15 protein-coding genes are annotated in these 19,249 nt (G+C 71.9%); 8 read left to right on the top strand and 7 right to left on the bottom strand.

All coding sequences use genetic code 11. The features are described from left to right. The first annotated feature begins 122 nt into the window (after positions 1-122). The 3 genes from PZE19_RS12205 (at position 123) to PZE19_RS12195 (ending at position 2,284) form a co-directional block, all read left to right on the top strand. On the top strand, positions 123-578 hold the full coding sequence (locus PZE19_RS12205) for a hypothetical protein (protein WP_277860895.1): 456 nt from the start codon (positions 123-125) through the stop codon (positions 576-578). Between the two features lie 77 nt (positions 579-655). Beyond that, a complete protein-coding gene (locus PZE19_RS12200) occupies positions 656-1,291 on the top strand; it encodes a thermonuclease family protein (protein ID WP_277860894.1) in 636 nt (211 codons plus the stop codon). Positions 1,292-1,300: 9 nt separating this feature from the next. After that, positions 1,301-2,284: a HEAT repeat domain-containing protein gene (locus PZE19_RS12195; RefSeq protein ID WP_277860893.1), complete on the top strand. Its 984-nt coding sequence runs from the start codon at positions 1,301-1,303 to the stop codon at positions 2,282-2,284. Positions 2,285-2,335: 51 nt separating this feature from the next. On the opposite strand, the gene PZE19_RS12190 is transcribed toward PZE19_RS12195, so the two are convergent. Together PZE19_RS12190 and PZE19_RS12185 are read right to left on the bottom strand one after the other, a co-directional pair. Beyond that, positions 2,336-3,511 (bottom strand): DUF4419 domain-containing protein, encoded by a 1,176-nt coding sequence (locus PZE19_RS12190; RefSeq protein WP_277860892.1) that lies wholly within the window; start codon positions 3,509-3,511, stop codon positions 2,336-2,338. 219 nt (positions 3,512-3,730) lie between these two features. Next, entirely contained in the window at positions 3,731-5,011 is a 1,281-nt protein-coding gene (locus PZE19_RS12185; RefSeq protein WP_303652580.1) for a beta-ketoacyl-[acyl-carrier-protein] synthase family protein, read from the bottom strand. A gap of 584 nt (positions 5,012-5,595) precedes the next feature. Between PZE19_RS12185 and PZE19_RS12180 the strand changes: the two genes are divergently transcribed. The 3 genes from PZE19_RS12180 to PZE19_RS12170 all read left to right on the top strand — a co-directional run bounded on the left by PZE19_RS12180 (position 5,596) and on the right by PZE19_RS12170 (position 9,695). Then, entirely contained in the window at positions 5,596-6,789 is a 1,194-nt protein-coding gene (locus PZE19_RS12180) for a pyridoxal phosphate-dependent aminotransferase (protein WP_277860890.1), read from the top strand. Between the two features lie 218 nt (positions 6,790-7,007). Continuing rightward, positions 7,008-8,300 carry a hypothetical protein gene (locus tag PZE19_RS12175; RefSeq protein ID WP_277860889.1) on the top strand — a complete coding sequence of 431 codons (1,293 nt, stop codon included), beginning with the start codon at positions 7,008-7,010 and terminating at the stop codon, positions 8,298-8,300. 531 nt (positions 8,301-8,831) lie between these two features. Next, positions 8,832-9,695 carry a hypothetical protein gene (locus tag PZE19_RS12170; RefSeq protein ID WP_277860888.1) on the top strand — a complete coding sequence of 288 codons (864 nt, stop codon included), beginning with the start codon at positions 8,832-8,834 and terminating at the stop codon, positions 9,693-9,695. Between the two features lie 64 nt (positions 9,696-9,759). On the opposite strand, the gene PZE19_RS12165 is transcribed toward PZE19_RS12170, so the two are convergent. The 5 genes from PZE19_RS12165 to PZE19_RS12145 all read right to left on the bottom strand — a co-directional run bounded on the left by PZE19_RS12165 (position 9,760) and on the right by PZE19_RS12145 (position 15,627). After that, the gene (locus tag PZE19_RS12165; protein ID WP_277860887.1) at positions 9,760-10,302 is read right to left on the bottom strand and encodes a hypothetical protein; all 543 of its coding nucleotides are present in this window, start codon (positions 10,300-10,302) and stop codon (positions 9,760-9,762) included. A 189-nt stretch (positions 10,303-10,491) separates the two neighbouring features. After that, entirely contained in the window at positions 10,492-10,974 is a 483-nt protein-coding gene (locus PZE19_RS12160; RefSeq protein WP_277860886.1) for a hypothetical protein, read from the bottom strand. Next, a complete protein-coding gene (locus PZE19_RS12155) occupies positions 10,971-12,515 on the bottom strand; it encodes a TolC family protein (RefSeq protein ID WP_277860885.1) in 1,545 nt (514 codons plus the stop codon). The genes PZE19_RS12160 and PZE19_RS12155 overlap by 4 nt, the downstream gene beginning before the upstream one ends. 183 nt (positions 12,516-12,698) lie before the next feature. Next, positions 12,699-14,153, bottom strand: coding sequence for a hypothetical protein (locus PZE19_RS12150; RefSeq protein ID WP_277860884.1), 1,455 nt, complete (start codon positions 14,151-14,153; stop codon positions 12,699-12,701). A gap of 154 nt (positions 14,154-14,307) precedes the next feature. Beyond that, the gene (locus PZE19_RS12145) at positions 14,308-15,627 is read right to left on the bottom strand and encodes a glucuronate isomerase (RefSeq protein ID WP_277860883.1); all 1,320 of its coding nucleotides are present in this window, start codon (positions 15,625-15,627) and stop codon (positions 14,308-14,310) included. 132 nt (positions 15,628-15,759) lie between these two features. Here PZE19_RS12145 and PZE19_RS12140 point away from each other — a divergent pair, with 132 nt between their 5' ends. Together PZE19_RS12140 and PZE19_RS12135 are read left to right on the top strand one after the other, a co-directional pair. After that, positions 15,760-16,500, top strand: coding sequence for a phosphopantothenoylcysteine decarboxylase domain-containing protein (locus PZE19_RS12140; protein ID WP_277860882.1), 741 nt, complete (start codon positions 15,760-15,762; stop codon positions 16,498-16,500). A gap of 149 nt (positions 16,501-16,649) precedes the next feature. Further along, positions 16,650-19,244, top strand: a complete 2,595-nt coding sequence (locus PZE19_RS12135; RefSeq protein WP_277860881.1) for a sensor domain-containing protein — start codon at positions 16,650-16,652, stop codon at positions 19,242-19,244. Positions 19,245-19,249 lie beyond the last annotated feature (5 nt).

The following is a 19,249-nucleotide window of genomic DNA, read 5'->3' as shown; positions in this document are numbered from 1 at the left end:
TCGATATCTCCGGTTTTCGTGGCGCGGGCTCGTCACGCGCCGCGGCGCGGGCTCGTAGGAAGTCTCGTCGTGGATGGTTGGGAATGATCGGCTTCCGGCCGTCGAGAGGAGCGAGGCGAACCATGCGTATGGATCCCGACGACATCAAGAACTACCCCAAGTTCCGCTACTACGTGAGCACCAACATCCCCCAGGTGCGCGGCATGCCGTTCATCATCAACGCCCTGAAGAAGTTCTCCGGGAACGCTTCCGAGCAGACGATCAAGGACGGCCTCCTGTGGAACAAGGGGCCGACGATCGAGCTGGTCCCCGGCCTGGTCTGCGGGGGGGTGAAGGCGTCGGGGTGTTACACGACCGGCACGGACGTCATCCAGATCAAGCAGGAGCGGGTCGACGAGTTCGAGGCCGACAAGGGCCTGAAGCACACGGCCTCGGGCCGCCTCGTCTACTTCGTGGGCCTGACCTTGCTCCACGAGTACTGCCACTGGGCCAACAACGGCACCGGGTCGCCCGACCAGACGCACGCGAAGTTCGAGCAGACGCTGTACGGCAAGGTCATCGACGCCTCCGACAACTGATCGGCGGGCCGTCGGGTCGCGACAATTGCTTGTCAATCCCCCGCGCATGGGTTAGCTTCGCTCGGGGGGCTCGCTCGATGTGGCATGACGTTCCGAGGCCGTCCCGGCGCCGCGCCGCGTCGTTCCGGCGGCGGTGGTCGTTCCGGCTCAGGCTGCTCCTGGTCCTGGCGGCGATCGCGTTCCTCGCCTACCGCGAGTGGCACGCGCCGGCCCCCGCGCCGAGGGGAGGGGCCGCGGCCCGCCGCGCCCACGTCCGGGTGCCGGTCGACCCGCAGGCCGTCTGGGTCGACGACGGCGACACGATCCGGATCAAGTGGCCCGACGCGGCCCCCGAACGCGTCCGGATGCTGGGGATCGACGCCCCCGAGGTCGCCAACCGGCGATTCCCCGAACACAAGGAGCAGTCGCACGGCGAGGAGGCCCGGGCCTTCGCCCGCCGCACCATCCTCGGGGCCCAGCGTCTGGAGCTGCTCCGCGCGGCGCGTCCCGACCGCTACGGCCGGACGCTCGGCTACCTGTTCGTCGACGGCGCGAACTACTCGGTGCTGGCCGTCGAGAACCACATGGCCGAGTCGACCGTCGCCCGCTTCGGCGACAACGGGCTGCCCGAGGAGGCCGCCCGCGTCGAGGCCGCCGCCCGCCGCGCCGGGCCGCCGCCGTTCGAGTCGCCGCGCGAGTTCCGCGACCGCGTGACGGGCCGCAAGGCGGGGTGAGGCAGGCCGATGGCGAAGCGGTCCACGTTCGACGACAAGCTGGCGGCCATGCGGCGGCTGCGCCACCAGCCGGGCCCCGAGCCCGGCGACGCCGCCGCGGTGCGCAAGGCGATCGGCGACCGCTCGAACTTCGTCGTCGCCGCGGCCGCCGAGGTCGCCGGGGCCTGGCGGCTCGGCGAGGTCGCGACCGACCTGGAGGCCGCCTTCGACCGCTTCCTCGTCGATCCCGTGAAGGACGACAAGCTCTGCCGCGGCAAGCTTGCGGTCGTCCAGGCGCTCGAGAAGCTGGAGCACCCCCGGCACGAGGTCTTCGAGAAGGCCGCGCGGCACGTCCAGATGGAGCCCGCCTTCGGCCCGCCGTTCCAGGTCGACACGGCGCCGCCGCTCCGCGCCGCGGGGCTGATCGGCCTGACCCGGGTCGACGCGCCGGGCCTGACGGCGACGCTCGTCGACGCCCTGCTCGACCCCGAGCGCGACGTCCGCTCGGCCGCCGCGAGCTGCCTGGGCGCGATCGGCTCGGACGCGGCGGCCCTGGCGCTGCGGCTCAAGTGCCGGCTCGGCGACAAGGAGCCCGACGTCCTGTCCGAGGCCCTCCGCGCCTTCCTGACGATCGCCCCCGACGCCCACATGGCGTTCGTCCGCGAGTTCCTCGACGCCCGCGACGAGGCCCGCTGCGAGGCCGCCGCGCTGGCGATGGGCCACGCCCGGCTGCCGCAGGCCCTCGGCCCGCTCCTCGAACGCTTCCACTCCGCGGCGTCCCCGTCCGTCCGCGAGACGATCCTGCTGGCCGTCGCCATGCTCCGCGCCTCGGCCGCGATCGACGCCCTCCTCGACCTCGCCGCCGACGAGTCCGAGTCGACAGCCCGGGCGGCCCTGAACGCCCTCAAGATCCACAAGCACGACCCGAGGCTCGTCGAGCGGATCGCAGGGGCCGTCTCCCGGTCGGGGAATCCTGCCGGCCGCGAGTGGTTCGAGCGGGAGTTTCGGCCCTGACGCGGCGAACTCGAGGCTCCGCCGAGCGACCTGGCCCCGCCGCCCCCGGGCTCATCCCGCATCGGCCTCGCGTACGGCCCAGCCGATTTCCGGCCGCAAGGCGAGCGTCCCGGGGTCCTGAGCCACGCCGACGAAGCCGCCCAGGAATTCCATGTCGAAGGCTCGCCCGTGGTGATCCCATCGGAAGGGGGCCCTCGACAGGCCGCTCGGCAGGCTCGGGATGGTCGGCCCCGAAGCGAAGGCCCTGGGGGACGGATCGGCGGGGTGGATCATCCGCTCGGCGCGCCCGCCGTCGTCGGCGAAGAAGCCCGCGATCGGGGCCTCGGCCCGGCCGGTGTGGAAGTCCTTCAGATAGGGGAAGAAGGCCGTGATCCAGCCCGTGATCACCGGCCCGCCGCTCTGGTCGTCGAGCTTGTACAGCGATCGCCAGAACGGCGGATCGAGGTCCCCCCGCGAGGCCCGGACGAATTGCTCCAGGATCGGCTTCAGCACCCCGAGCCACCGTCCCAGGCCGAACTCGGCGAACGCCTCCGCCCGCCCGCCCAGGGCTTCCCAATCTTCGGGAGTCCCCTCCAGCGTGATCGTCGGGATGCCGCACATCGAGTTGAAGGCGTAATCGAAGTACGACTGGACGGCGTCCAGCAGCACGACCTCGGCGGCGGCCCGCTCGGCCTCTCCGGTCGTCGAGAAAGCGGGCAGGAAGGCGTCGGCCTTCGGGCCGACGTGCTCCCGCACCTGGCTGGAAAATTCGGCGAACGCCTCGGGCCAGGGGTTTTCGGGGGAACCTTTGAGAAAGTCGTCCCGGCGCACGGCGATCCGCACTCGGCCCGCGTGCCGGACGATCCGGGGCCGCAACTCGTCGGCGTGGGCGTTGACGTGGTTCGCCACCGCCTGGATGAGCATCAACCAGACGGCGTCGGGCGAGAGGATCAGCGGTCGGTGGTCCACGAAGGCCAGGTGGACGGCGGCCGCGACCGGGTGGAACCCCACGCCGGCCACGAGGCGGCCGTGGTAGCGGGTGCAGGCCTCGACGGGCCGCGATCGAGGGGCCTCGGGCAGGACCAGCGAGAGTCCTTGCTTCGCCAGCTCCTCGGCCATCTCGAGATCGGACTCCGAGAGGCCCGTCGAGAGCAAGGCCTCGACGGCCTGCTTGTACGGGACTTCGGGCAGCGGGGTCGTCGCCCGGACGACCTCCGAGACGGGGAACGTCGGCGAGACGGCTTTCATGGACCCCTCCGGCGAACGAGAGGCGCGGCGATTCGCGGCGTACGCAGAGTCCATCCTACCGGCCGATCGTCGCGGCGGGCCATGGCCCGCCCGCGCCCGACGAGCGGCGCCGGCCGGGCCGTCGAGAGGGACGCGGCCTGCGCCGGCTCGCGCAGGGAGGTGCTTCTCGATCCCCGCGCGTCCGGGAGGCCGCGGCCCGGACGTCCGAGCCCGGTCGGCTCAGACCCGTTCCAGGACCAGGCTGGCGTTCTGGCCGCCGAAGCCGAAGCTGTTGGACATGGCGGCGCGGAGGGGCATCTCGCGGGCCGTGTTGGGGACGTAGTCGAGGTCGCAGTCGGGGTCGGGGGTGGCGAGGTTGATCGTGGGTGGGACGACGCCGCGCTCGAGCGCCATGGCGGTGGCGGCGGCCTCGACGGCGCCCGAGGCGCCGATCAGGTGGCCGATCATCGACTTCTGGCTGCTCATGGGGATCGACGGGGCGCGGTGGCCGAAGACCCGCTTGACGGCGACGGTCTCCATCAGGTCGTTCAGCCGGGTGCTGGTGCCGTGGGCGTTGATGTAGTCGACCGAGCCGGGGTCCATCCGGGCCTCGCGGAGGGCCGAGGTCATCGAGAGCGCCGCGCCCTTGCCCTCGGGCTCGGGGCGGGTGATGCCGAAGGCGTCGAACGACGAGCCGTAGCCGGTGACCTCGGCGTAGATCCGCGCCCCGCGGCGGCGGGCGCGGCGGTAGCTCTCCAGGAAGAGCACGGCGGCCCCCTCGCCGAGGACGAAGCCGTCGCGGTCGGCGTCGAACGGCCGGGAGACCTCCGAGGGGGGCCGGATCGAGGCGCTGACGGCCTTCATGGCCGAGTAGGCCACGAGGAGCTGGGGGTCGAGCCGGCTGTCGCAGCCGCCGGCGAGCATGACGTCGGCGTCGCCGCGGGCGATCAGGCGGAAGGCGTCGCCCACGGCCTGGGTGCCGGCGGCGCAGGCGGTCACGATCGTGTTGTTGGGGCCCATCGCGTGGTGCAGGATCGAGATGTGCGCCGCGGCCATGTTCGGCAGGTGCTGCAGCAGCCAGAGCGGGAAGATGGACTCGGCCCGCGACTGCGCGAAGCGGGCCATGTCGAACTTGCCGTCGGCGTCGAGGCTGTAGCGGATGGGCTCGACCAGCTCGCCGACGTCGACCGGGGTGATCCCGGTCCCCATGCAGACGCCGAACCGGGTCGGGTCGAGCCTGGCCTCCTCGATCCCCGAGTCCTCGACGGCCATCGCCGCCGCGCCGACCGCGAACCGCATGGCGCGGCTCATCAGCTTGCCGTTCTTCTTGTGCTCGCCCAGGTACGGCGTGACGTCGAAGTTCTTGACCTCGCCGGCGATCTTGATCGGCAGGCCCGTCGTGTCGAAACTCTCGATGTAGCTGACGCCCGAGCGGCCCTCGGCGATCGCCTCGCCGAAGGCGCGCGAGCCGATGCCGTTGGGCGCGACCACGCCAATACCTGTGATCACCACGCGGTGCATTGTTCCCACCCTCACCCGGTGCCCGACGAACTTGCAGTGTGGGATTCCCGCCCCGATCGTCCCGACTCCCTCAGCTCCACTGGCGGCGATCCGCTTCGCCGCGAGGCCCGTCGGTCGCGGCCGACTCTCGATCTCCCGCCCGATCCCGATGCAGAGCGATCCGACCCGAGGCCCGGAGTCGCGTTCGCACAGGCCGCCCCGAATCCCGGCATGCATCACCCCGTCCACGAGGCACCCGGCGGCACGGTTTGCCTTGCTAAATCAGTTTAACACGCCCGGATCGACTTAGCAAACCACGCTCACAAGCTGGGGGGAATAAGGGCGACTAGGCAAAGCGTCCCCCGGATTTTTTCCGCCGGGCTCGGCGGCTCGCGAGGAGGCCGTGCCGGGCGGGGCGACGAGAGAACTTGCCCATGAACCCCGAGCACGGCATAGTCATCTGAACGTATCGGACGGTTCGCGGCGGGGCGGACAGGGGAAGGGGGCCGACTCCGGGCCGGGGGCGCGCGTCGCCCCGCCTGGGCCGATCGCGCGAGCCGACGCGGTGCGACCGATTCTCTCATGCAAACTTGAAAGGTCTGAGAATGCCTCTCTCTCTGGCGGAACGGGCGGGCCTGATCGAGCCCTCGGCGACCCTGGCGATGGGCGCCGAGGCGCGGAAGCTGAAGGCCCAGGGGCTCGAGATCCTGGACTTCGCGCTGGGCGAGCCCGACTTCGACACGCCGGCCAACATCCAGGACGCGGCCGTCCGCGCCATGCGCGAGGGCAAGACGCACTACACGCCCCCCGCCGGCGTCCCCGAGCTGCGCGAGGCCGTCGCGAAGGTCTACACCGACCAGCACGGGGTCAAGACCGACCCGGCGCAGGTGGTGGTGTCGAACGGGGCCAAGCAGGCCATCCACAACGCCCTGATGGCGGTCTGCGGGCCGGGCGACGAGGTCGTCATCCCCGCGCCCTACTGGGTCAGCTATTCCGACCTGGTCAAGCTCACCGGCGCGAAGCCGGTGGTCGTGCCCGCCCCCGAATCGGCCGGCTTCAAGATGACGCCCGAGCAGTTCCTGGGGGCCGTCACGCCCCGGACCAAGCTGCTGATGATCAACAGCCCGTCCAACCCGACCGGGGTCGTCTACGAGCGCTCCGAGCTGGCCGCCCTGGCCGACGCCGTGCTCACGACCGACGTCGGCGTGCTGTCCGACGAGATCTACGAGCAATTGACCTACGGCGACGCGAAGCCCACCTGCTTCGCCGGCCTCCGTCCCGAGCTGCCGGCGCGGACGATCACGATCTCGGGCGTCAGCAAGACCTACGCCATGACCGGGTGGCGGATCGGCTGGAGCGTGGCCCCGGCGGCGGTCTCGAAGTTCATCGGCGACCTCCAGAGCCAGGAGACGAGCAACCCCGGCTCGGTCAGCCAGTACGCGGCGCTCGAGGCGATCACCGGCCCGCAGGACTCGGTGGCCGCGATGAAGGTGCAGTTCGCCAGGCGTCGGCGGTACGTGCTGGACCGCGTCGAGAAGCTCCCCGGCGTGACCTGCCTGCCGCCCGGGGGGGCCTTCTACGCGTTCATGAACGTGGCGTCGCACTTCGGCCGGACTCTGGGGGGCAAGGAGGTCGTCGACTCGACCTCGTTCTGCCTCGCGGCCCTGAGCCGGGCGAACGTCGCCCTGGTGATGGGCTCGGCGTTCGGGGCCGAGGGCTACGCGCGGATGTCGTTCGCGACCGATTTGGCGACCCTGGAGAAGGGGTTCGACGCCCTGGAGCGATTCCTCGCAAGTTGAGCGGGCCGGACGGCCGATGAACAGGGAAGCGGAGGGTTGCGGAATCGCCGATTGAGGGGCCTCACACTCCCGGATCGCCCTTGTACCGGGTCCGGACCTGGGTTAAGTTGCGGCCCCCTCGCGACGTCACCTCTTCTCGAAAGTCCGCGCCGGTTCCCTGTTCGCCCCGGGCCGACCGATTCGTCGATCGCCCGGGCAGTCGAGGAAAGACGGACCCCATGAAGGCCAAGGCCGCGTCCCGCATGCTGCTCGCGCTCTCGGCCTGCCTGGCGGCCGCCGGCTGCCGCACCGCCGGCGTCTCGCCCTCGCAGCGGCCGTCGGCCCCGGTGGTCACGCCCGAGCCCAAGCTCTCGTTCCACCTCGACGAGTTCGTCCGCGAGCACAACCAGAACGCGAACCGGATCCAGACCGTCCGGGCCAACCCGTCGATCGCCGTCACGATGGCCGCCCCCGACGGCGGCCGGGGCCAGAGCGGGTCGGTCTACGGCCGCCTGGCGGTGGTCCGGCCCCACGACTTCAAGCTCACCCTGGAGAGCCGGGCGGCGGGGGTGAACCTCGCCGACATGGGCTCGAATCAGGACGAGTTCTGGTTCTGGGTCAAGAACGACGACAAGTACGTCTTCCGCTGCGCCTACGAGGACCTGCCGAAGAGCGAGCTTTCGGCCACGTACCAGCCCGACTGGATCGTCTCCGCCCTGGGCCTGCGGCCGATCACCCGGGACGAGGCGGCCGCGGTGCGGATCCTGCCCGGCGTCAAGCCCGGCACGACCCTGCTGCGGCTCCCCCCCCTCAAGGGCGAAGGGTCGGCCGGCCCCCGCGAGATGGTCGTCGACGAGGCGACCAACCGCATGCTCGAGTACCGCGTCTTCGACCGCGACGGCAAGACCCTGCTCGGCGAGGCCAAGATCAAGCACTACGCCGACGTCGCGCTGAAGTCGACCGTCGCGACCGACGCCGACGCCCCCCCGCCGCCGGCGACCTGCCACATCCCCGACAAGCTCGTGCTGGAGTGGAAGGTCGAGCGCCTGACGCTCGACATCTCGATGTCCAGCCCGCCGAAGATCAACCAGGAGATCCCCGAGGCCCAGCGCACCGTGCTGTTCGTCCTGCCCGAGTTCAGCGGCGCCACGACGATGAACCTGGCCGAGATGAGTCGCACCCGCCCCCGGGGCGAGACGGGCGGCGACACGACCGTCCGCGAGACCCTCCCCGCGCCCGAGCCGTCGATCTCGCGTCGCGGCACGGCCGGCAACGGAGTCAGCCTGGGCCCGCCGGTGGAGATCCAGGGGGCCCGGCTGCAGTCGGCCGACGACCCCGAGCCCGCGCCCCGGCCTCGCGCCGGAGCCCGCCCGGCCTCGCGACGATCCGCGCCCCGGGCCACGCCCGCCCCCCTGGTCCTCCCCGTCTTCAACGAGGTCGTCGGGGCCGCCCCGCCGCGGCTGCCGCAGTCCCCCTTCCAGCAGACCGCCAGCGCCGCCGACCTGATCGAGTCCCCGACGATCGAGCGCTGACGCCCGACCCGCGATTGGGTTGGAATTGGGTCCGTGCGCCCCGGACGACTAACGGACCCATCGGACGCTAAATGCTGCTTTCGCAGGGTTTACGTCTCAAATTCGGCCCAATTTCTTGGCTTCGCTCGTCGATTTCCGCAGCATTTTTTCGATCTCCGGGTCGTTCATGCGGGTTTGTAGGGGGTCGTCGGCCATCTAGAAAGGATGGGACGCGATCGTCGATCGAGGACGACGTTTTCCCGGATTTCGATCCTCACGAGGTAAGCTCTTTCAACGAGGTCGTCGGGGCCGCCCCGCCGCGGCTGCCGCAGTCCCCTTCCAGTGGACCGCCAGCGTCGCCGACCTCATCGAGGACCCCGACGATCGAGCGCCGACGCCGCCCGGCGTGGGGTCGATTTCCTCCGTCTTTCTCGAAGAAGGCGGCCCCCGGTCGGGAATTCCGGATATCATCGTGTTCGCGCCCAGCCCGTCGAAGGCTCGACGGACGGTCCATGACGATGACCGAGACGCTTCGCCGTCGGAGAGCCGTCCATGCCATCTCTGCCCCCCTTGATGTGCCTGCTGGCCTTCGGGACCAGCATGGCCTTCGCCCAGTCCGAACCCGTCTCGGCCGGCGAAGGGCTGACGCTGTCGTGGGCCGACGAGATCCTGACCGTCCGGGGCCGCGACCTCCCCGGGGGCGCGGTGAAGATCTGGTACCTGGAGGCGTTCTGCCGACCCGGCTCGACCGACCGCGACTGGGACCGGACGGTCATCCCGCACGCCACAAAGCTCGTCGAGGCCGACGCGGACGGCCGGCGGATCCGCCTGCGGAGCACCCTGGAGGACGGCGTGGTCGTCGATCACGACGTCCGCGCGGGCCGCGACGAGGTCGATTTCCGCCTGGTCGCCGCCAACCCTACGACTCGCGCGTCCCAGGCCCACTGGGCCCAGCCCTGCGTGCGGGTCGACGCCTTCACCGGGGTGGAGCCGGTCCAGAAGTCCGAGGAATACCTACCCAAGTGCTTCGTCTTCCTGGACGGCCGCCCGACGCGCCTGCCCACGACGCCCTGGGCCGAGAAGGCGAAGTACACCCCCGGCCAGGTCTGGCGTCCCGCCCACGTCGACAGGGCCGACGTCAATCCTCGCCCGCTGAGCGAGCTGACGCCGTCCAACGGCCTGATCGGCTGCTTCTCCGCTGATGAGAAGCAGATCCTCGCGACGGCCTGGGAGCCCTATCAGGAGCTGTTCCAGGGCATCATCTGCTGCCTCCACTCCGACCTGCGCATCGGCGGCCTCGCCCCGGGCGAGCGCAAGTCGATCCGTGGGAAGCTCTACCTGACCGGCCCGGACGTCGCGGCGCTGGTAAAGCGGTACGAGGCCGACTTCCCCGAGCACCGCCGGCAGGATCGCTAAGCACGCGGACGTGGTTGATCTGAAGATTTGGTCGGCCCGATCTTTCAAACGCGATGAGCGAAGCTCATCGCCCTGCTTCGCGTCCTCGCAGCCCGACCGAAGCCAGCCAGGGCTCCGTAATCTTCGCCCGCACGAAGGCCGCCCCGCAGGACGCGCACCAGCCGTCGAGACCCGTCATCTCCGCGAGCCGCGAGCCCGGTTTTCGTACGGAGATGACCGCCCTTCGCCCGCATTTCGCGCACACCCCCGGACGGACCCGCCACCAGACGTCCCGGATCGGTCCAAGGCCGGCCGGCACCAGGAACAGCGGCAGGAAGGAGCACGATGAGAAGCCGCCCGTGAGCAGGTAGCAGGCCGGCTCCTGGGCGAGGAGGGCGACGCACAGGAGCCCGGCGAAGCCGAGCGCGCTGAGGGTGAGATACCAGTCCTGGACCGGGCCGGGGCGATCAAGTATCGCGATCAGGATGGCGAGCAAGGGCATGGGGACCGCCGCGACCGCCATCGCGGCGACCACGCAACCGACATCGCGCCGGGGGCCGAAGGCATCCGCCTCGGCCATCAACCGTACCCCGGCGAGGTCGATGGCGGCCCAGAGGACGACGATCATCAACTGCCGGAGCGTCGGCTTCAGGCCGCGCGGTCGGGGCGTGGCGATCGGCACAGGTTCTCCCCGCGTGGTCGGGTCCATCACAGGAGCATGCTACCGAAGGCCGCTCGCGCCCGGCCACCCAGATCATCAGAACGACTCAGTCCACGTGCTTAGAATGTGACGCCCTTCCGGGCGAGGTCCTCCGCGTCACATCGCCATCGACGGCCGTTGCGAGGAGCCGCCGCGGAGGCTCGGGGGGATGCGGAAGGGGTAGGAGCCGACGGGCGGGCGGCGCATCGGTTTCATGCTGGGGGCGTTCGAGGAGCGGTCGAGGAGGCCGCCCGAGCCCATGCCGGGCGATCCGCCGCCGCCGATCGGCCGCAGGCTCGTGAGGCCGTTGGGGGCGCCGAGGGTCGAGCCGCCGCCCGCCATGCCGCCCATGAGGCTCGACGAGGAGGGGGACGAGACGGGCGTCCGCGGGCCGGAAGGCATGACGCCCAGGCCGCCGCCCGGCCCGCCCCGGAATGGGACGAACGCGCCGCCGCCCGAGGGGAGGTAGCCGCCCTCGACCCCCTGCGCCTGCGCGGAGGCCGCGGGCCAGGCCAGGAACGCCAGCAGCGCCGCCGCGGCGAGCCGAGCCCAACGCCGGCGCAGGTGACGGGCCGTGAACAGCAGCATGGCGACGATCATGGCGCGGGCTCCCGGAACGGGCTGGTCGACGTCGGGGGAGGGGAGTCCGCCTCCGGGGCGGGGGCGGGGGCGGGGGTCGGCGAGGCCGATTCGAGCAGCTCGGGGCTCGGGGGCTGCTCGTTGAGCCGCGATCCCACGGCGCGTTCGAGGCGGGCCAGGCTGCGGCCCAGCTCGGCCTCGACCTGGGCGATCTGCAGCTCGACCTGCAGCCGCTCGCGCCAGGAGGTCAGGAGCGTCAGGTAGTCGACGCCCGGCTTGTCGGCCTGGTACTCGGACCGGGTCAGCTCGAAGACCCGCCGGGCCGACGGCAGATTCACCCGGCGCAGGAGCCCGAGCACGTTCTGCTGGGTCTTCGCCGAGACGAGCGCGTCCCTCACCTCGCGGTGCGCCTGGTCGCGCTCGGCCTCGTAGAGCTGGGCGTCGGCGTTGGCGCGGGCGACCGCCTCGTGGACGCCGGCCCGCAGCTTCTTGTGGTAGATCGGCACGTTGAAGCCGACGAAGAGGCCGACGTTGGGCATCCCCATCGCGGTGGCGGGCGTGACGGCGTTGGTGCGCTCCATGTCCTGGTAGATGGCGCCCAGGGTGACGTCGGGGTAGTACTTCTTGCGGGCCAGCTCGACGACCTTGCCGTCGCGGGCCACGGCGGCCAGGCGGCCCTGCAACTCGGGCCGACCGGCGGTCGCGAGCTGCACCAGCCGGTCGAGCTGCTCGGGGATCGTCTCGACGAACGGCTCGGTCCCGGCCTCCAGGGGCGTCTCGGGGTCGGCGTGCAGCAGCCTCGCCAGCTCGCTGCGGGCCTCGGCCAGGGCGCGGTTGGCGGCCTCGATCTCGCGGTCGACGTCGGCGACGGCCACCTCGGCGCGGAGGACGTCGGCCTGGGAGGCGGTGGCCGTCTTGTAGCGGACCTCGGCGATCTCGAGGAAGTCTTCCGAGAGCTTGCGGTTCGCCTTCAGCAGGGCGAGCGCCCGCTCGTTGAAGCGGACGTCGTGATAGGCCGCCTTCACCCCGGCGACGACGTCGAGCTGCACGGCGGCCAGCTCGAAGAGGGCGACCCGCACGTCCTCGGCGGCGGCCTCGCCGCGGAGCTTGAGCGTCCCGCACCAGGGGAACTGCTGGGCCAGCAGGGCCGAGTAGGGCATATAGCCCATGAGCGAATACTGGGGGGCGACCGAGGGGATCGGGAAGATCGAGTTCGACGCCACCGGGTCGTCGAGCGACGTGACCTGCGGCAGCCGATGCTTGAGCGCCATCACGTTGAACTTGGCCGCGCGGACCGTCGGGTTGTGCTCCAGGGCCGACCGGATCCAGGCGTCCAGCGTCCCCGAAGCGGCCCTCGGCGCGATCGCGACGGCCTCGGGGGCCGGCTCCGGTTCCGTCGTCGAGGCCGGGACGACGTCCCGGTCCGCCCGGGCCTTGCGCGAGGCGTGGGCCAGGTCGCGGGCGCGGTCGTTGGAATGCTCGACCGTCATGCATCCGGGCACGGCGAGGAACGCCAGCAGGGCCGCGGCCCGTGTTCGCGGGCGTATCCTCGCTCTCCTCATGGATCCGCCGCCCCCGGCGTTCGGGACCGCCCGCTCCCCGGCGCGTCCGTGCGCCGGCTCATCTCTCCTTATCGGTCGCGAGGGGGCCGTCGCTTGGGGCGGAAGTCCCGGAAACGCGAAGGCGACGGCGTCCGGGGGGGACGCCGTCGCCTTCGGGGGGATTCGGGGACGGCCGTCGGGCCGTCACTCCATGCGGCTGGGGGCGGCGTCGCGGCCCCCCTGGAATTCGCGGGAGCGGGCCTCGGAGATGCCGCGGAGCAGGCCGTTGTTGAGGCGGCGGAGGAGCGTCGAGCGGTACTCGGTCGGGACGTCGCGGTCGATCCACGAGCGGGCCTCGTCGGGCATCCGGCGGAGGCCGAACGACTCGGCGATGGCGCCCATGGCGACGAACCGCTCGGCGTCGGACGGGTAGAGCACCAGGCTGGCGCGGGCGTCGTCGAACCGGCCGGTGGAGATGAGGCTGTCGATCAGGATGCCGGCGAGGACGCCGCGGAGGCCGCGCTGCTGGACCGAGGCGACGGCCTCGGCGGCGAGGTTGTAGCTGCGGGTGGCGTCGTCGTCGCGGCTCTTGCGGGCCTGGAACTCGGCGACCAGGACCAGGGCCCGGGCGCGGGCCTCGGCGTTCTTGATCCGGTTGGCCAGGTCGGTGGCCCGCTCGTACTGGCCGGACTCGCCGGCGGCGGTGGCGAGCCGCTCCATCGCCCGGTTCCGCCAGATCGGCCGCTCGATCCGCTGGGCGGTGTCGGCCCCCTCCTCCAAAATGTCGTCGGCCTGGCCGGAGTAGGCGGCGCGCTGCTCGTCGCTGACCTTCTCGTCGCGGGCGGTCGAGGAGGCGTATTCCAGGGCGATGATCGCGCTGCCGACGGCCATGTTCTCGACGGCGCGGTCGAGGTACTCGCTGCGGTAGGTCGGGTTGCGGGTCTGCTGGGCCATGAAGGCCGACCGCCGCCATTCGAGCCGGGCGAGCCGGATGGCGACGTCGGCCGCCATCCGCGGCTGGAGCTTCTCGTCCTCGGCCTCGTCGGGGAAGAGGCGGACCTGGGGCTTGCCCTCGCGCAGCAGGGCGTCGGAGAGCAGGCCGGCGGTGGTGACGATGGAGATGATGAGCTGGTCGTGGATGAGCTGGTTCGGCTCCTCGGTCGCGGCCGTGGCGGCCTCTTCGATCGCCCGGTGGGCGACCGTGAGCTGGTTGCTGAGGATCGAGCCCCGGGCGATCTGGAGCAGGATCCGGCCCCGTTCGCCGGGCTCGGAGATCGCCTTGGCCCGGTCGATCATCTCGGGGGTGATGCGCAGGCTGCCGGCGGGTCCGCCGGGGCCGCCGGCGTCCATCATCAGGTACGGGGCGATGGAGGGGTCGTTGGGGAAGTGGGTGTTCACCCCGGGCCCCAGGGGCGCGGTCGTGCCCGTGAAATCGGGCGGGGGGCCGCCCGGCGGCCGTCCCTCCAGGCCGCGGCCCGCCGGGTCCTGGCCGGGCAGGGGGGCGTTCTCGACCGCCGACGACCGGCCCGTCCCCGTCCCGACGCCGCTCCCCGACGAGAGGCCGGGGTCGTTCTGGGCCCTCGCGGGCTGGAAGGCTCCGACCGCCAGCGTGGCGAGCAGGAGCGCCGGATATCGGGTCACCGGGTGTGCGGGCCGCATGGGGTCGATCCTCAAGTTCGATCGGCGTGGAGGCCGACGAGAACGGTCGTCTCGTACGCCGAAATCGTCCGGCGGATTGTCGACGCGGTCGGCGCGCGGCCGACGTCCTCAAGGATGCCCTCGGATCCCGCCCCGGTCAAATCGCCGCGCGTCATCACCGGGCCCGATGCGGGAAGACGCGTCGCGGATTGTCGACCAGGATGAGTTTAGCGACCTCGAGCGCCCGGTCGGGCGACCATCTCTGGCCGACGATCCCCTGTTCGGCGAGCGTCTCGGCCAGGATCCGCCGGTACATGTCGAACTTGGGCAGGATGAATTCGAGCTTGTAGGCGTCGGAGTAGTAGCCCAGGAGCTTCACCTTGGGCACCGCCTGCAACCGCGCCGCCAGGTCGGCCGCGATGAACGCCGGGACGTTCGAGTACCACCAGTGGCCCATCGGCAGGACGTTCGGGAAGATCCAGGAATAGGCGACCAGCTCGGCGCCGGCGTCGGGCGAGAGCGTCGAGACCGGGAACGTCACCCCGGCGAAGTGGTTGAACAACTCGCGGTATCCGTACAGGCTGACCCGGCGGTCGAACAGGTCGCGGCCGCCGGCGACGCCCGCCGGGTAGACGTTGCGGATCGGGCCGATCATGAGGTCGAACGGCAGCCGGAACTCGGCGCAGCATTCGGCCAGCATCCAGAAGACCGTCGCGCGGATCTCGGCGTGCTCGTCGGGCCGGAGGTCGAGCCCCCGGATCGCCCGCCGGACCGGCGTGACCGCCCGCCGGGGCGTCGCGCGCCGGGGCTCGAAATCGGGCGGCAGGCTGATCGCGCAGGCGCGGGCGCCCCGGGCGACGAACCGTTCGAACAGCTTGACGACCGCCTCGCGGAGCCCGGCCCCGTCGCCGACGTCGACGCCGGTCGCCGCCTTCAGCCGCTCGACCGTCCGGGGCTCGTGGAGCTTCAGCACCAGGTCGTCGGTCCGCAGGCAGGGGACGTAGCGGTCGACGTCCCAGCCTTCGAGCGGGTCGTCGAACTCGTTGGTCAGGAAGACGGCCTCCAGGTTGCTTCGCTCCCAGACCTGCTCGTCCCAGGCCGCGCCGGCGGCCTCGCCGTCGCGCAGGGCGGCGTCGTAGAGGCCGCCCACGGTCTCCGGGCCGATGCGGTCGTGGGGGAACGCGTGGAAGGTCCGGGCGATCTCGATCAGCCAGGAATGCTGGACGGTGTTGTCGATCGCCGCCAGGTGGCGGGCCAGGTTCTCGGACCGGGCGCGGGGGGCCAGCTCGGGGGCGACGGCCTCGGCGGGCATCCCGGAGGAATGGGCCAGCTCGGTGTAATAATGGTATCCTAGGACCTCGTCGAGGTTCCGGGCCGCCGGCCGGCGGGGGTCGATGTGCGAGTGCGGGTCGAAGATCGGCCAGCGGCGCATCTCCTCGAACAGGTCGCGCACGGCGGGGTCGGCGGGTCGGCGGGCGGGGCTGTCGGCGGTCATGGCGGCCTGCTCGGGCGAGGTTGGTGCGGTCGGGAGGCGCGAGGCGACGTCCGCCCGGCTTCGGTTGATTTCCGGCGAGCGTAGCCCAGGCCGGACGGGGCGTGCAAGGGGCGCGAGAGGAGCCGGGTCGTCATGAAGGTGGTCGTGACCGGCGGCGGGACGTCCGCCCCCATCGACGACGTGCGCGTGATCACGAACGTGTCGACGGGCCGGACCGCCGCCGCGATCGCCGAGGCCTGCCTGGACCGCGGCGACGAGGTCTGGCACGTCCACGCCCCGCACGCCGAGCCGCCCATCCTGCGGTCCGCCCGCTGCGACCTCGACGCCGACCCCCGCGCCGAGGGCGAGCGGCTCGAACGGCTGCGGCGCCGCTGGCGGGAGGCCCGCGGCCGGCTCCACCTGCGGCCCCTGCCGGTCGGGACGGTCGCCGAGTACGCCGAGGCGCTCCGCGCCGTCCTGACGGCCGGGCCGATCGACGTCGCCTTTTTGCCGATGGCGGTCTCGGACTACGAGCCGGAGCCCCGCGTCGGCAAGATCAGCTCGAAGCTCGACGGCCTGACGATCCCGCTGCGGCGGACGCCGAAGGTGATCCGGTCGGTGCGCGACTGGGCGCCGTCGGCCTACCTCGTCGGCTTCAAGCTCCAGTCGGGCGTGGCGACCGACGAGCTGATCCGCCAGGCCCGCGACGCCTGCCTGATCAACCGCGCCGACCTGACCGTCGCCAACGACCTGCGCGACGTCCGGGCGGGCCGCCACACCTTCCACCTCGTCCGCCCCGGCCGCCCGACCGAGACCCTGGAGCCCGGCCCCGACCTCGCCGCCCGCCTCGTCGACCGGGTGCGCACCTGGGCGGGGGACCCGGATCGCCCCTGAAGGTGCGAAATTCCCGCAGGCCCCCGGCCCCGGCGGGCGGCGACCTAGATTCTAGAGTGGAGGGCCGCCGCGTGCGGGCCTCCGGACGTCGCGCGGGCCGCGCGGACGGCGGCCCGGCCCGGATCCTCGATGGCTGAGGAGGCACGATCATGAAGGGGCGACGCGACTTCGGGCGTCCGAGGGACGCGCGGGCGGGGCGCGATCTCGTCGACGAGCCGAGGGCGGCCCTCCGCCTCCTCACGCGCGTCGAGGTCCAGCCCGCCGTCGCCGCGACGGCCCCGGCGGCCTGCGTTTGCGGCGCCTCGCCGCGGCGGGTGGACTTCCCCCGCGCGATCCTCGAGAACTCCCGGGCGATCGTCTACATCAAGGACGTCGAGGGCCGCTACCTCTTCGTCAACTCCCGGTTCGAGTCGATCTCCGGCCTCCGGCCCGATGACGTCCTGGGGAAGACCGACCACGAGCTCTGGGACGCGGCGACGGCCGACGCCTTCCGCGCCAACGACCTGCTCGCGACGGCGGGCGGGGGGGCGTCGGAGATCGAGGAGCTGCTGCGGGTGCCGGGCTCGGACCGGCCCCGGGCCTTCGTCTCGGTGAAGGAGCCGCTGCTCGACGCGACGGGCCGCGTCTACGCGATCTGCGGGATCTCGACCGACATCACCGAGCGGAAGCGGATCGAGGAGTCGACGCGGCTCGACGAGCTGCGCTATCGATCGCTGGTCGACGCCACGGCGGCGATGGTCTGGAGCACGCCGGCCTCGGGCGAGTTCGAATACGAGCAGCCGGGCTGGAGCGCGTTCACGGGCCAGACGTTCGACGAGCTGAAGGGCTGGGGCTGGCTCGACGCCGTCCACCCCGAGGACCGGGCGGAGACCGTCCGCGTCTGGTCGGCCGTCATCCGCACCCGCGAGACGCACCTGTTCGAGCACCGCGTCCGCCGCCGCGACGGCCAGTATCGCGACACGTACGCCCGGGCGGTGCCGATCCTCGCCCCCGACGGCTCGTTCCGCGAATGGATGGGCCTGCATATCGACGTCACCGACCGCAAGGCCGCCGAGAAGCTCCTGCGCGAGAGCCAGCAGCGCCACGCCGTCGCGATGGCCGCCTCGGGGACCGGGACGTACCGCCTGGATTTCGAGAGCGGGACCATGGAGTGGGACGACCAGATGCGGAAGCTCCTGGGCGCCTCTCGGGACGTGCCCCCCAGCATCGAAGAGACCTTGCGGCGGATCCACCCCGACGACCGGCAGGGCGTCAGGGAGATCATCGAGGCCAGCCGGACCGAGGGCCTCAACGCCCCCATGGAGTTCCGGGTCGTCCTGCCCGACGGCGGCCTGCGCTGGCTCCACGGCCACGGCCGCCCGTTCGGCAAGTTCGGGGTCGCCCCGTCGTACGTGGTCGGCGGCTGCTACGACATCACCAAGCTCAAGCTCGCCGAGGAACGGCTCTCCCACCGCGCCAACCACGACGTGTTGACCGGGATGCCCAACCGCAACCTGCTGCACGCCGTGATGGAGTCGTTCGTCTCGGAGAAGTCGACGTGCCCCCGGTTCGCGTTCCTGCTGCTGGACCTGGACCGGTTCAAGGAGATCAACGACGCCTTCGGCCACGACCACGGCGACGCCGTCCTGCAGGAGCTGAACCCGCGGCTGAACGACGCCGTCACGCGGTCCGACCTGATCGCCCGGCTGGGGGGCGACGAGTTCGGGATCCTGGTGGGGGGGGCGGGCCGGGCCGAGGCGGTGGCGACGGCCCAGGCGATCCTCGCCAGCCTGCAGCGGCCGATCCCGGTCAAGGGCCAGATGCTCGAGGTCGGCGCCAGCGTCGGCATCGCGCTGTACCCCGACCACGGCCGCGACGTGGCGGCGCTCCTGCGGGTCGCCGACATCGCCATGTACTCGGCCAAGCGCGCCCGCTCCGGCTGGACGGTGTACCAGGCGGAGCTGGACCGCGGCAGCCCCCGCCGGCTGAACATGGTCGGCGAGCTGAGGCAGGCCGTCGAGGAGGACCAACTCCTCCTGCATTACCAGCCGAAGGTCGACCTGAGGTCGATGCGCGACGCCGGCGCCGAGGCCCTGGTCCGCTGGCGGCACCCCCGCGACGGCATGCTGCCCCCCGGCGCGTTCATCCCGCTGGCCGAGGAGACCGGCCTGATCCGGCCCCTGAGCCGCTGGGTCCTCGACCGGGCGCTGAGCGACGGCCGCGACCTGGCCGCCGCCGGGGCGAGCCCGGGGGTCGCGGTGAACCTCGCCCCGGACATCCTCCTGGAGCCGAACCTCGTCGCCGACGTCGTCGAGCTGCTGCGGGCGTACGCGACGTCCCCCCGCCGCCTGACGATCGAGGTCACCGAGGGCGCCATCATGAAGAGCCCGGCGCGGGCGAAGGCGGTCCTGCACGCCCTCCACGAGCTGGGCGTGCGGATCTCGATCGACGACTTCGGGACCGGGTACTCGTCGCTGGCCTACCTGAAGGAGCTGCCGGTCGACGAGGTGAAGGTCGACCGGTCGTTCGTCAAGGACATGGCCGTCAACCCGCGGGACGCCTGCATCGTCCGCTCGGTCATCGACCTGGGCCACAACCTGGGGCTCCGCGTCGTCGCCGAGGGGGTCGAGGACGAGGCCGCCCTGAACCTCCTGCGGACCTGGGGGTGCGACGTGGCCCAGGGCTTCCACCTGAGCCCCCCGCTCGCGACCGAGGGCTGGCTGCGACGGTGCCGCGGCGAGGCCGACGCGTTCGAGGAGCCCTGAGCCCG

It is taken from the genome of Paludisphaera mucosa (assembly GCF_029589435.1).
GTDB classification, from domain to species: domain Bacteria; phylum Planctomycetota; class Planctomycetia; order Isosphaerales; family Isosphaeraceae; genus Paludisphaera; species Paludisphaera mucosa.
The sequence above is the reverse complement of the archived record's forward strand: the minus strand, read 5'-3'. Positions and strand labels throughout refer to the sequence as shown.

What these genes read in the sequence shown, in the direction of transcription:
- PZE19_RS12145 (WP_277860883.1), bottom strand. Translation starts at nt 15,627, where the DNA reads ATGACCGCCGACAGCCCCGCCCGCCGACCCGCCGACCCCGCCGTGCGC.
- PZE19_RS12170 (WP_277860888.1), top strand. Translation starts at nt 8,832, where the DNA reads ATGCCATCTCTGCCCCCCTTGATGTGCCTGCTGGCCTTCGGGACCAGC.
- PZE19_RS12150 (WP_277860884.1), bottom strand. Translation starts at nt 14,153, where the DNA reads ATGCGGCCCGCACACCCGGTGACCCGATATCCGGCGCTCCTGCTCGCC.
- PZE19_RS12200 (WP_277860894.1), top strand. Translation starts at nt 656, where the DNA reads ATGTGGCATGACGTTCCGAGGCCGTCCCGGCGCCGCGCCGCGTCGTTC.
- PZE19_RS12195 (WP_277860893.1), top strand. Translation starts at nt 1,301, where the DNA reads ATGGCGAAGCGGTCCACGTTCGACGACAAGCTGGCGGCCATGCGGCGG.
- PZE19_RS12160 (WP_277860886.1), bottom strand. Translation starts at nt 10,974, where the DNA reads ATGATCGTCGCCATGCTGCTGTTCACGGCCCGTCACCTGCGCCGGCGT.
- PZE19_RS12155 (WP_277860885.1), bottom strand. Translation starts at nt 12,515, where the DNA reads ATGAGGAGAGCGAGGATACGCCCGCGAACACGGGCCGCGGCCCTGCTG.
- PZE19_RS12205 (WP_277860895.1), top strand. Translation starts at nt 123, where the DNA reads ATGCGTATGGATCCCGACGACATCAAGAACTACCCCAAGTTCCGCTAC.
- PZE19_RS12190 (WP_277860892.1), bottom strand. Translation starts at nt 3,511, where the DNA reads ATGAAAGCCGTCTCGCCGACGTTCCCCGTCTCGGAGGTCGTCCGGGCG.
- PZE19_RS12180 (WP_277860890.1), top strand. Translation starts at nt 5,596, where the DNA reads ATGCCTCTCTCTCTGGCGGAACGGGCGGGCCTGATCGAGCCCTCGGCG.
- PZE19_RS12175 (WP_277860889.1), top strand. Translation starts at nt 7,008, where the DNA reads ATGAAGGCCAAGGCCGCGTCCCGCATGCTGCTCGCGCTCTCGGCCTGC.
- PZE19_RS12140 (WP_277860882.1), top strand. Translation starts at nt 15,760, where the DNA reads ATGAAGGTGGTCGTGACCGGCGGCGGGACGTCCGCCCCCATCGACGAC.
- PZE19_RS12165 (WP_277860887.1), bottom strand. Translation starts at nt 10,302, where the DNA reads ATGATCGTCGTCCTCTGGGCCGCCATCGACCTCGCCGGGGTACGGTTG.
- PZE19_RS12185 (WP_303652580.1), bottom strand. Translation starts at nt 5,011, where the DNA reads ATGCACCGCGTGGTGATCACAGGTATTGGCGTGGTCGCGCCCAACGGC.
- PZE19_RS12135 (WP_277860881.1), top strand. Translation starts at nt 16,650, where the DNA reads ATGAAGGGGCGACGCGACTTCGGGCGTCCGAGGGACGCGCGGGCGGGG.